Annotated in this window: 11 protein-coding genes and 1 other RNA gene; 8 read left to right on the plus strand and 4 right to left on the minus strand. The window is 60.7% G+C overall.

From position 1 onward, the window contains the following. Nucleotides 1-74: 74 nt before the first annotated feature. The 4 genes from ACUN8C_RS06510 to ACUN8C_RS06525 are packed head-to-tail and all read right to left on the minus strand — an operon-like array spanning nucleotide 75 to nucleotide 3392. Entirely contained in the window at nucleotides 75-602 is a 528-nt protein-coding gene (locus ACUN8C_RS06510) for a BON domain-containing protein (protein ID WP_445621437.1), read from the minus strand. A gap of 31 nt (nucleotides 603-633) precedes the next feature. Continuing rightward, nucleotides 634-1227 carry a phosphoheptose isomerase gene (locus ACUN8C_RS06515; RefSeq protein WP_445621836.1) on the minus strand — a complete coding sequence of 198 codons (594 nt, stop codon included), beginning with the start codon at nucleotides 1225-1227 and terminating at the stop codon, nucleotides 634-636. Between the two features lie 53 nt (nucleotides 1228-1280). Next, nucleotides 1281-1655, minus strand: coding sequence for a YraN family protein (locus ACUN8C_RS06520; RefSeq protein WP_445621438.1), 375 nt, complete (start codon nucleotides 1653-1655; stop codon nucleotides 1281-1283). 6 nt (nucleotides 1656-1661) lie between these two features. Then, the gene (locus ACUN8C_RS06525; protein ID WP_445621439.1) at nucleotides 1662-3392 is read right to left on the minus strand and encodes a penicillin-binding protein activator; all 1731 of its coding nucleotides are present in this window, start codon (nucleotides 3390-3392) and stop codon (nucleotides 1662-1664) included. Between the two features lie 166 nt (nucleotides 3393-3558). Here ACUN8C_RS06525 and rsmI point away from each other — a divergent pair, with 166 nt between their 5' ends. From rsmI to mraY, 8 genes are all read left to right on the plus strand, one after another. Next, a complete protein-coding gene (gene rsmI / locus ACUN8C_RS06530; RefSeq protein ID WP_445621440.1) occupies nucleotides 3559-4422 on the plus strand; it encodes a 16S rRNA (cytidine(1402)-2'-O)-methyltransferase in 864 nt (287 codons plus the stop codon). A 128-nt stretch (nucleotides 4423-4550) separates the two neighbouring features. Next, an RNA gene (gene rnpB / locus ACUN8C_RS06535) (RNase P RNA component class A) lies at nucleotides 4551-4916 on the plus strand. A gap of 32 nt (nucleotides 4917-4948) precedes the next feature. Continuing rightward, nucleotides 4949-5908 carry a 16S rRNA (cytosine(1402)-N(4))-methyltransferase RsmH gene (rsmH, locus tag ACUN8C_RS06540; protein WP_445621441.1) on the plus strand — a complete coding sequence of 320 codons (960 nt, stop codon included), beginning with the start codon at nucleotides 4949-4951 and terminating at the stop codon, nucleotides 5906-5908. Between the two features lie 5 nt (nucleotides 5909-5913). Then, complete coding sequence (gene ftsL, locus ACUN8C_RS06545) at nucleotides 5914-6246, plus strand: cell division protein FtsL (protein WP_445621442.1); 333 nt, start codon at nucleotides 5914-5916, stop codon at nucleotides 6244-6246. Further along, nucleotides 6243-7988, plus strand: coding sequence for a peptidoglycan D,D-transpeptidase FtsI family protein (locus ACUN8C_RS06550; protein ID WP_445621443.1), 1746 nt, complete (start codon nucleotides 6243-6245; stop codon nucleotides 7986-7988). The genes ftsL and ACUN8C_RS06550 overlap by 4 nt, the downstream gene beginning before the upstream one ends. A gap of 55 nt (nucleotides 7989-8043) precedes the next feature. After that, entirely contained in the window at nucleotides 8044-9453 is a 1410-nt protein-coding gene (locus tag ACUN8C_RS06555) for a UDP-N-acetylmuramoyl-L-alanyl-D-glutamate--2,6-diaminopimelate ligase (protein WP_445621837.1), read from the plus strand. Next, nucleotides 9446-10831, plus strand: coding sequence for a UDP-N-acetylmuramoyl-tripeptide--D-alanyl-D-alanine ligase (locus ACUN8C_RS06560; RefSeq protein ID WP_445621444.1), 1386 nt, complete (start codon nucleotides 9446-9448; stop codon nucleotides 10829-10831). Before ACUN8C_RS06555 ends, ACUN8C_RS06560 begins: the two co-directional genes overlap by 8 nt. Next, the gene (mraY, locus tag ACUN8C_RS06565; protein WP_108843827.1) at nucleotides 10831-11913 is read left to right on the plus strand and encodes a phospho-N-acetylmuramoyl-pentapeptide-transferase; all 1083 of its coding nucleotides are present in this window, start codon (nucleotides 10831-10833) and stop codon (nucleotides 11911-11913) included. Before ACUN8C_RS06560 ends, mraY begins: the two co-directional genes overlap by 1 nt. The last annotated feature ends 1 nt before the right edge of the window (nucleotide 11914 follow it).

The raw sequence follows: 11914 nt of genomic DNA on the forward strand, positions 1-11914 counted from the left end.
ACCCGCCATGATGGCGGGCCCGTTTTTTTGCGTTGTCATTTCTTGTTTCATTGGCCGGCAGGGTGCCGGAGACTCTAGACGCCCAGATACTCGAAGGCCTTGACGATGCGCTCTACACCGCCGGTCTGGGACGCAAGCTGCACAAGGTAGTCGGCCTCGCCGGCGCGCACCATTCCCATCAGATACACCGTGCCATTTTCAGTCAGGACCCTGATTCGGTCGCTGTCGATGCGATTGCTGGCAGTAATGCGGGCCTTCACGCGCGAGGTAATCCAGGTATCCTGCAGGCGCTGCTGCGTCGAACTGTTGGGGCCAATGCTCAGCTCATTACGAACATGGCGAACCCCTTCGGGGCGCGTGGCGAGCTCGCCTGCCTGCCCCTTCAGGGCATCACTGCCCACCTGACCTGTCAGCAGTACAAAGCCGTTATACACGTCGACATTGATGTGGGTGTCATCAAGGCTATCGTTGGCACGGATAGCGTCCCATAGCGTACGGGCAATACGGGTGTCCTGATCGATCGCATAGCTGGTGCGGGTGCCGTAGCCGCTGCCACCGGTAAGGGTGCTGCAGCCGCTAACGGCAAGCGTGACGCCCAGCATGAGGGCACCTGTGAACCGGGGGAGTGAGCGCTTATTCATTGCTGCCAAAGAGTTGGTGGTCGATTAAATCGCACAGACAGTGAATGACCAGCAGGTGCACTTCCTGAATGCGGGCAGTGACGGTTGCAGGTACCCGAATCTCGCAGTCTTCCTGGCCCAGCAGAGACGCCATGTTGCCACCGTCACGGCCGGTCAGGGCCACGACGATCATGTCACGGTCATGGGCAGCCTGAATGGCCTGGATGATGTTGGCGGAGTTACCGCTGGTTGAAATGGCCAGCAGAACATCGCCGGGTTGACCCAGCGCTCGAATCTGTTTGGAGAAGACGTCGTTGTAGCTGTAATCGTTGGCAATCGAGGTGATGGTCGAAGAGTCCGTGGTCAATGCCAGCGCTGGCAGACTCGGACGTTCGCGTTCAAAACGATTGAGCAGTTCAGAAGAGAAGTGCTGGGCGTCGCCTGCGCTGCCTCCATTGCCACACGTCAGGATCTTGCCGTCGTTGATCAGGCTCTGGACCATGGTCTGACTGGCAGCTTCGATGAAGGGTGGCAGGACCTCGCTCGACCAGGTCTTGACGTCGATGCTGGCGTTGAAGTGATCGATGATGCGTGATTGAAAGTCCATGGCACTCTTCAAATTGTCGATGGCGTTGTCTTCCTGCGACTGCACGGCAGACATCAGAAAGCGTCAAAGGCACTTTTGATCCATTCAAAGTGCAGGCGCGCGGGAGGTTCTCCCGTAACGCCTACCGCATCAAAGCGGCAGGGGCATGATAACCGCTTGTCGAGCAGATAAAAACGCGCCGCCCGGATCAGCCTGCGCTGCTTGGCAGGTGTAATGGTTTCAAGCGGAGAGCCATGAGAGGCACTGGCGCGATAGCGGACTTCAATAAAGACCAGATAATCGCCATCGCGCATGATGAGATCGGTTTCGCCGCCGCGGATCTGCTGATTGCGGGCAATCATGATCAGGCCCTGCTGCTCAAGCCACTGCGCGGTCAACGACTCGATGTCGTGACCGCGCTGGCGACTGCTGAAGGGTCGAAATGCCACGATGAATCAGGGCAGCGACGGCTGACCGTTGCGAAACATCGCCCAGGGCAGGGTGCGCACGATCCGACCATCCTGTCCCGGGGCGAGCCTGCCGGTAGCGCCGTAGAGTTCAAAACCGCCAATGGCGCTCATGACCGGCAGTCGGCGTGCCAACTCAAAGGCATCCACGCCCATGGCGTGAAGCTTGATCAGCGCCGGCTGGTCGTCCTTGATCAAGCGCTCACGGGTCGATTCAAAGGGCAGGGCGTCGCTGCCGCCCGCGGCGGCTTCGGGGATCAGCCAGGGAATGTCCACAAACATCACATCATCAAGATCGTGATCCAGCCTGGGCTGGGGTGCCCCTTCATAGGCGTGCGAGGTCGCATAGATGGGCAGGTTCGCGGCGTTGTAATAATCCAGCGTCGGGGGGACCTGACGAGCATAGCCGGGCAGGGCCAGCAGGAAAAGCATATCGGGCCGGCCGCGACCGCCGTTAAGGACGGATTTGACCGCGGACGTCGCAGAAGCGGAGGGGTCGTAATTCTGGACGCTGACCAGATCACCACCTTCCTGCTGCCATTCCTTCTGAAAGGCGCCCAGCACGCGGCTGCCCCATTCATTGTCAGGGACCATGACGCCGGCCTTGTGGTGACCGTCGAGCTGGCCACGCTGGGCGGCCTGGCGTGCTTCATCCTCGGCCGAGAGACCGTACTGGAACAGATTGCGGGCGGTGTTGTGGTCATGCGTACCGTAATTGAGCGCCAGCGTCGGCAGTGCAACCCCGTCACGGGTTTCCAGCTGTGACACCTGCTCCTTGCTCAGCGGGCCGATCACGGCCTGTGCGCCTTCCATGGTGGCGCGTGCATAAAGGCTTTCGATGTCCTGGCCGGTGGTGTCGTAAAACACCAGCTCGGGAATCTGGCCGCCCTGACTTCGAACGTCGTCGGCGCGGGTTTCGATGCCTTCACGAATCGCGGTAGCAATGGATTCCAGCGGGCCGCTCTGAGGTAAAAACACCGCAATCTTGCGAATTTCCTGATCGCGGATCTCGTCCAGTGCGCCCAGATCAGTAGGCAGGCGGCGCGAGGCGGGGTGACGAGCGTTATTGGACTGCCACTGGCTGATGGCGTCGGTCAGGGCGCCGATGTTGGCACCCTGTCGACGCTGCAGTTGTGCAAGTTCAACCCAGCCGGCCGCAACGCTGCCCTGGCCTGCCAGTTGATCGAGCTGGCCCGGATCCAGGCGATTGAGCTGGCGCCAGATGGTGTCATTGAGCTGGGTATCGTCCGTGCGCTGTTGCAGGGCGATCAGCGTCTGTGCTGCGTCAAACGGCTGATTGTTCATGGCCTGGGCCAGGCCGCGGCGCTCAAGCAGTATATTGCGTTCATTGTCCGGCAGCGCCATGGCGCTATCCACGATACCTGTGGCCTCCAGCGCCGTCTGTGGGTCCTGCAGTTCCAGCGCGGCGCGCGATGTCAGCAGGGCCCAGCGAATCTGCTGGTCGTTGGGCAGTACGGAGCGGTCAAGCGCATTGGCCACTTCCAGTGCGCGAGCATTGTCGCCCTGGCGCTGTAGCAGCTCGGCGGCCTGAAGGCGTGTGGCAGCGGCTTCGCTGCCCTGTTGCTGCTGGGCCTGGCTCAGAAGATCGTCAGAGGACAGACCGCCAAAGCGATCGACAATGCCTGATGTGCCGGCACAGCCTGCCAGTGTCAGTGCCACCATGGCCGCGCCGGCCAGTCTGGTAAATGATGTTCGCATGCCTGGACATTTCCTTTTCTTGCCGGTCTCCATGATGGCGCCACAGCGTGGCGTCAGCGAACTGCACGGCGTACCATGCAGCTCCAGTCGAGCCTGTACCGTTTTTGGTCATGACACAGGCAAATCCGAAAGCAATAACGCGTCCGAACCAGCGTAGTGTGATGACATGAATAGTTTTAACAAGGGCGCATTGTACGTGGTTGCCACGCCGATTGGTAACCTTGATGACCTCTCCAGACGTGCCATGGATACCCTGGCACAGGCCGATCTGATTGCGGCTGAAGATACCCGTCACAGCGTGCGCCTGCTCGATCATATCGGGGTGAGGGTGCCTTTAATGTCCCTTCACGAACACAACGAAACCTCGCGCATTGAGCGTATCAGGCAGGCCCTCGATGACGGGCAGCGGGTTGCCCTGATCAGTGATGCCGGCACGCCGCTGATTTCAGACCCCGGCTATCGTCTGGTGCAGGCGCTGCGAGAAGCCGACTACACCGTCATTCCCATTCCCGGGCCGAGTGCGCTGATTACGGCGCTGAGTGCTGCAGGGTTGCCGACAGAACGATTTCTGTTCGAGGGTTTTTTGCCGGCCAAAAGCGCCGGGCGGCGCCAGCGGTTGAGTGATGTCGTGGAACTGCCAGTGACGCTGGTGCTGTATGAATCGCCGCACCGGATTCGCCAGCTGCTGGAAGATGTCGAGACCGTGTTTGGCGAGCGCCATCTGGTGGTCGCACGCGAGCTGACCAAGACCTTTGAAACCTTTTTACAGGGCACGGCGCGCAGTCTCCTTGAGCGCATGGCAGAAGATGCCGACCAGATGCGCGGTGAATTCGTGGTCATGATGGCGCCGGCACCGGAGAAGGCGCACGCCGACGTCGGTCAGGTCGATGGAGATCAGCTGTTGTCGTCGCTTCTGGACGAGGGCGTAGGGGTCAAGCAGTCGGCAAGTGTGGCAACCCGCATTTTGGGCGGGCGCAAGAGTGACTGGTATCAGCGTGCGCAGCAGCTCAAGGACGATAGACCCTCTTGAATGGATGTTCTTGACAGGCGAGTTGCGTAAATAATTGTTGCCAGGGCGTCACCAATGGCTGTGCACAAGGATAAAAATGGTTAACGCGCTTGGACCCGGGGGCCGGCACTGATATTCTTGCGCGCTTGGGAGTCGGCCGGACAGTCGCCGCCAGACCTTCGGGTCAGGGGGAGGAAAGTCCGGGCTCCATAGGGCAGGATGCCAGGTAACGCCTGGGCGGCGCGAGCCGACGGAAAGTGCAGCAGAGAGTAGACCGCCCAAGCGGTGCCGATACTCTCGGTACCGACGGCAAGGGTGAAAGGGTGCGGTAAGAGCGCACCGCACGCCTGGCAACAGGTCGTGGCATGGTAAACCCCATCCGGAGCAAGACCGAATAGGAACCCATTGGCGTGGCCCGCGTCGGGTTCGGGTAGGTTGCTTGAGGCGTTCGGTGACGAACGCCCTAGAGGAATGACTGTTCTCGACAGAACCCGGCTTACAGGCCGACTCCCACCTGTTTTCTTCTTGAAACATCCCTTGAGTCCTCATGAACCAGACCCCAGGTATCCGGCAAGACCACAAGCATGAAAGCGTCCTGCTTGAGGGTGCCGTCGATGCCCTCGTTCAGCGGCCGGACGGCCTCTATCTGGACGGCACTTTCGGGCGTGGCGGGCATTCCCGCGCCATCCTTGATCGTCTGGATGATCAGGGCCGCCTTGTCGCCATCGACCGGGACCCCGAGGCGCTGGCCGCAGCCGCCAATATCGAGGATTCGCGATTTTGCATCGCACGCGCCACCTTCGCGGATCTGGGCGACGTGGCACGCCAGCAGGGCGTACATGGCAGGCTTTCCGGCATCCTGCTGGATGTGGGCGTTTCTTCTCCCCAGCTTGATGATGCCAGTCGAGGCTTTAGCTTCATGCGCGACGGCCCGCTCGATATGCGCATGGATCCCGATGCCGGCATCAGCGCCGCCCAGTGGATTGCCGAAACGCCCGAGCGCGAGATGGCCGACGTTTTCAAGCGTCTGGGTGAGGAGCGTTTTGCCAAACGCCTGGCGCGCGCTGTGGTCACGCAGCGCAAGGAAGCGCCCATTACCCGTACCGTGGAGCTTGCCGAGCTTTTAAAGACGGCGCATCCGGCATGGGAAAAGGGACGTCATCCTGCCACTCGTGCCTTTCAGGCCATTCGTATTCATCTCAATGATGAGCTGGGCCAGCTTGAGCGCGCCCTGGATGCCGCGCTTGAGGCGCTGGCGCCGGGCGGACGTCTGGTGGTAATCAGCTTTCATTCGCTGGAAGACCGTCTGGTCAAACGCTTTATTCGTGACAAGTCTCGTGGCGATCAGCATCTGCCGCGCCATATGCCGCTGCGCGAGGACCAGATTCAGCGGGACATGGCGCCCGTGGGCAAGGCCATTCGCCCGGATGAGCAGGAAACCGGACTCAACGTCCGTGCTCGCAGTGCGGTCATGCGCGTGGCCCGCAAGCTGGGGCAGGAGGGCTAGTCATCATGGCGGAACGCACCCCGGGCTCGACGTCGCGCGGACAATGGCAATGGCCCTTTCGTCTTCGCCTGACCTTCATTCATGGCGTGATTCTGTTGCTGTTGCTGCTGGTCATTCTTTCAGCGCTGGGCGTCATCAGCACGGCCTACCATACGCGCTCCCAGTATGCCCGCCTTCAAACCATGGAGCAGCGGCACGACCAGCTTCAAACGGTCTGGAGCCGCCTGCTGCTGGAAGAAAGCACCTGGTCTACCCCTTCTCGTATCGAAAATCTGGCCCGTGATCGTCTTGAGATGCACGTGCCGGATGTCCACCACACCAGAGTCATGCGGCCATGAGTGAACAAAATCGCCGTGTCGGGCGTAATGCACGCATGTATGGGGGCGATACGGCGGCAAGCCATGTGGCCGCCATGCCGATCTGGCGCTATCGGTTCGTACTCGCCATCATTTTCATGGCCATGGCGGTACTGGTAGGGCGCATCGTCTATCTGCAGGTGTTTGACCATCAGTTCCTTCAGGGACAGGGCGACTCCAGAACCATTCGTGTGCAGAACATCGATGCCCACCGCGGCATGATCACCGATCGTGATGGCGAACCGCTGGCCGTGTCCACGCCGGTTGTCACCCTCTGGGCGAATCCCGGCGATCTTCCCGAGGATCCGGTCCAGCTGACCCGTCTGGCCAAGGCACTGGATGAGTCTCCCTCTGATTTCATGGCGCGCGTGAAAAATTACCGCGGCAAGGAATTCATGTACCTCAAGCGTCGCGTCACGCCCGAGCCTGCCAGCCGTGTGCTGGCGCTCGATATCCCCGGCGTGCACGGCCGTCACGAGTACAAGCGCTACTATCCGGCCGGCGAAGTCACTTCGCAATTGGTCGGCATGACCAACATTGATGATCACGGTCAGGAAGGGCTCGAGCTGGCCTTTGACCGCTATCTGTCAGGGCTGCCGGGGCAGCGACGGGTGTTGCAGGATCGCAAGGGACAGCTGGTGCGTGATCTGCACATGATTCGGGAAGCGCATCCCGGTGGTGACGTGACACTGTCGGTCAATCTTCGCTTGCAGTATCTGGCCTATCGCGAGCTCAAGGCGGCTGTCAACGAGCACAATGCCGATAGCGGCACCCTTGTGATGATGGATGCCCATACCGGGGAAGTGCTGGCCATGGTCAGTCTGCCTTCCTATAACCCCAATAACCGCACCAGTGTAGACCCGGCGGGGCTGCGCAATCGTTCGCTGACCGATGCCTTTGAACCCGGCTCGGTCATGAAGCCGCTGGCCATGAGCGCAGGGCTTGAATCGGGCAAGTTCACGCCGGACACGCCGATGGATACCAGCCCCGGCTGGATGATGGTGGACGGTTACACCATCAAGGACACCCGCAATTTCGGCAAGCTGGACATGACCGGGGTCATTACCCACTCCTCCAATATCGGCATGACCCACATGGCGCTGGCGCTTCCCGATGATGCGATCTGGAACGTTTATGACAGCATGAAACTGGGCCATCCCACAGGCCTTGGCTTTCCCGGCGAAGCCACCGGCAGCCTGCCCTCACCGTTTAGCTGGTCAAAGGCCAAGCGGGCCACGCTCTCTTATGGGTATGGACTGTCGGTCAATGCGGTCCAGCTGGCCAGTGCCTATACGGCGATTACCAACGATGGCAAGCAGGTGCCGCCATCACTGCTCAAGTTGAACAAGCCGCCGGAAGGTCATCGGGTGATGTCGTCCAAAACGTCCCATGATCTGATCCGCATGATGGAAACCGTTGTAGAGCCGGGCGGTGGTGGCACGCGCGCGGCACTGGAAGGCTATCGTGTGGCCGGCAAGACCGGCACCGTCAGAAAGATCGGTAATACCGGTTACCAGAAAGAGGCCTATCGCTCCAACTTTGTCGGCATTGCCCCGGCGAGCAATCCTCGAATCGTGACCGTGATTTCAATCGATAACCCGAAGGGCAAGGAGTATTACGGTGGCCTGGTGGCCGCGCCCATCTTCGCCCGGGTGGCCGGCAACGCGCTGCGCCTTCTGGATGTTCCTCCCGACGATCAGAGCAAGGAGGCGCCTGGTGCCTGATTTGCCGACCAGCACGCTGGCCAATGCCATTGCCGCGCTCTGGCCCGACATCGGCATGTTGCCCTTGTCAGACGATGCCCGACTGGTGCTGGACTCACGTCATGTTCAACCCGGTGATGTCTTTGTGGCCCTGCCGGGAACGCGCGTTGATGGGCGTCAATACATCGATCAGGCGCGCAAGCAAGGTGCTGCGCTGTCTCTGGTGGCACCGCCCTGGCAAGAAGAGGCCAGGGATATCGTCGTGCTTGAGGCGCTGCCCGAGCGACTGGGTCAGTTGGCGTCACTGGTCATGGGTGTGCCGGCCTCGCTTGAGCAGATCGCCGTAACCGGGACCAATGGCAAGAGCTCGGTAACGCATTACATCGCGGCGCTCAGTGAAGCGCTCGAAACGCCTGCAGGACTTATAGGCACGCTGGGCAGCGGTCGCCCCGGCGCACTTGATCATGCCGGGCTCACCACGCCGGATGCCATTTCCCTGCAGCAGCGTCTGCGGGAACTGGCGCTGGCCGGTGCCGAACGCGTGGCTCTTGAAGCATCCTCTCATGCGCTCGATCAGCATCGCCTGAGCGGCTGTCATATCCGCGCGGCGGTCTTTACCAATCTGAGTCGTGATCATCTGGATTATCACCCCGGCATGGCCGCCTATGCGGCTGCCAAGGCACGTCTCTTTCAGCGTCCCGAGCTCGAGCTCGCCGTCGTCAACGCTGACGACGCTCTGGCCCGGCTGATGCTGGCAGGTGTGCCCAAAAGGGCGAAAGTGCTGAGGGTCGGCAGTCAGAACGATCATGATTTTCAGGTACGTCGCTGGCAGGCGAAACGCCTCGGTCTTGAGGCAAGTGTCATGACGCCGGAAGGTGAGCGGACAATGCAGCTGCCGTTGATGGGCCGCTTTAATCTGGACAACGTGCTGCTGGCCATCGCGACCCTGTATGGCCTTGGCAGCCCGCTGGAGGCGCTACTGAAGGCGGCCGGGCAACTGACTCCCGTGCCCGGGCGCATGCAACTGCTGGCACGTTCCAATGCGCCCGCGGTGGTGGTGGATTATGCCCACACGCCGGATGCGCTTCGCAACGCGCTGCTGGCCCTTCGTGAGCATGTGCCGGGCAGGCTCTGGTGTGTGCTGGGTTGTGGCGGTGACCGTGACAGCGGCAAGCGTCCCCTGATGGGGGGCGTGGCAGCGCTGCTTGCTGATGAAGTTGTGGTGACAGACGATAATCCCCGCAGTGAGTCGCCCGAGGATATCCGTCGCATGATCATGTCGGAGATGCCGCAAGGGGCGCACTTTCGCGAAGTGGCGGGGCGGGCGCAAGCCATTGCCGATGTGGTGGCCAGTGCGGGCGCGCAGGACGTTATCCTGCTGGCCGGCAAGGGGCATGAGGATTACCAGGAGATTCAGGGCGTACGCCATCCGTTCAGCGATATGGAGGTGGCGTCTCTGGCACTGGAGGCCCACTGGCATGAGTGATATACCAGCCAAAATCATTGAAGCACTGCGTTTGCCTGCCGATGCTGTTATCGACCCGCAGGGCAATTTTGCGCGCGCAGATGCCTGTCGTATCGTGACCGACACCCGCAGCCTGCAGCCGGGGGATGTGTTTCTGGCGCTTCGTGGTGAGCGCTTCGATGGACATGACTTTCTCGAAACGGCCCGGGACCGGGGCGCCATTGCGGTCATTGTCGATACGCCGGGCACGACCGGCATTGCGCAGCTGGTCGTTGCCGACACGCGGCTGGCACTCGGCCTTCTGGCGCGTCATCACCGTCTTCAGTGGCAGGGTCGGCTGGCGGCCATTACGGGCAACAGTGGCAAGACCACTGTGCGTGCCCTGTGTGAAGCGATCCTGTCGCGCAGTGCACCAACCCACGCCACCCGAGGCAATCTCAATAACGATATCGGGGTGCCACTGACGCTTTTGCAGCTGGATGACCGCTGTCAGCAGGCAGTCATCGAAGCCGGTGCCAACCATACCGGCGAAATTGCCTGGACAACGGCGCTGGCATGCCCGGATGTGGTGCTGATCAATAATGTCACCGATGCCCATATCGGTGAGTTTGGCAGCGCCGGCCACATCGCTCAGGCCAAGGCGGAAATACTGTCAGGACTGTCGGCAGAGGGCGTGGCGGTCCTTAATCGTAACGATCGCTTTTATACCGTCTGGGCGGCGCTGGCCTCTCAGCATGACATTCTGGATTTCGGGATTGATGTGCCCGCCCGCGTTCAGGCCATTGATATGGTCAGTGATGAAGGGTTTTATCAGTTTACGCTCACCATTGATGGCGATGCGCTGGGGCGAGTAGCGCTGCCGCTGATGGGGCGACATAACGTCATGAATGCGCTGGGTGCCGCCGCCGTGGCGCATGCCATGGGCTGTAAGCCTGTGTGCATACTGGCAGGATTGAACGGGGCCGAGGGCGTGGCCCGGCGAATGGTGATGATCGAAGGCATTCGCGGTACCACGCTGATCGATGACAGCTACAACGCCAACCCCGGCGCCATGCGCGCCTCACTGGATACTCTGGCGCAGCGGCCCGGGCCCAGGTGGTGCTTTCTGGGTGCCATGGGCGAACTGGGGCGTTACAGCGCGCAGGCCCATGAGGCGCTGGGTCAGTATGCCCGCGATCTCGATATTGATCATATGGTCACGATCGGCGAGCCTGCCAGAGCGATATCAACGGCCTTTGGTGAGCGCGGACGCCATTTCGATGACTGGGCATCACTGATCGAGTTTGCGCATCACGCGCTGCCCGCAAATGCCAGCGTGCTGATCAAGGGATCACTCAGTGCAGGGATGGACCGTCTGGTCAACGCACTTCGATCAGAATCTTCAGGTGATTACTCATAATGTTGCTTTTTCTTGCCGAACTGCTGTCTTCCTTTCAAACCAGCTTCAGCGTTTTTGGTTATCTGACCCTGCGAATGATTCTGGCCACGCTGACGGCACTTCTGCTGTCATTGATGATCGGCCCCTGGGTCATTCGCCGTCTGGTCGCCGGTCAGATCGGCCAGGCCATTCGTGACGACGGTCCGCAGTCGCATCTGTCCAAGGCCGGTACGCCCACCATGGGCGGCGTCATGATTCTGTTGTCGATTGCGATCTCCACCCTGCTGTGGGCGGATCTGGGCAATCACTATGTCTGGCTGGTGCTGCTGGTAACGCTGGGGTTCGGGGCGATCGGCTGGGTCGATGACTATCGCAAGGTGGTCGAAAAGAACCCGCGTGGGCTGCCGGCCAAATGGAAATATCTGTGGCAGTCGGTGATCGGGCTGGCTGTAGCCGTGGCCCTCTATGCCACGGCGGCGTCTCCTGTAGAAACCAGCCTGATCGTGCCCTTTTTCAAGAGTGTCGTGATTCAGCTGGGGCCCTTTTTCATTCTGTTGACCTATCTGGTCATCGTGGGCAGCTCCAACGCGGTCAACCTGACCGATGGACTGGATGGGCTGGCCATCATGCCGACCGTGCTGGTGGCCATGGGGCTGGGCGTTTTTGCCTACGCCAGTGGTAATGCCATGTTTGCCGAGTATCTTCACATTCCTTCGGTGCCCGGTGCCGGTGAAATGGCCGTGTTTTGCGGCACCATCATTGGCGCAGGGCTGGGCTTTCTCTGGTTCAATACCTATCCCGCTCAGGTGTTCATGGGGGACGTGGGTGCACTGGCGCTCGGGGCGGCTCTGGGCGTGGTGGCCGTGGCCGTTCGACAGGAAATCGTGCTGTTCATTATGGGCGGTGTCTTTGTCATGGAGACCGTCTCGGTGATTGTGCAGGTGGCCTCCTTCAAGCTGACCGGGCGACGTGTCTTTCGCATGGCGCCGCTGCATCACCATTTTGAATTGAAGGGGTGGCCCGAGCCGCGCGTTATCATCCGCTTCTGGATCATTACCGTGGTGCTGGTCCTGCTGGGCCTGGCCACCCTGAAAATTCGCTGAC

It is taken from the genome of Kushneria sp. Sum13 (genome assembly GCF_052692355.1).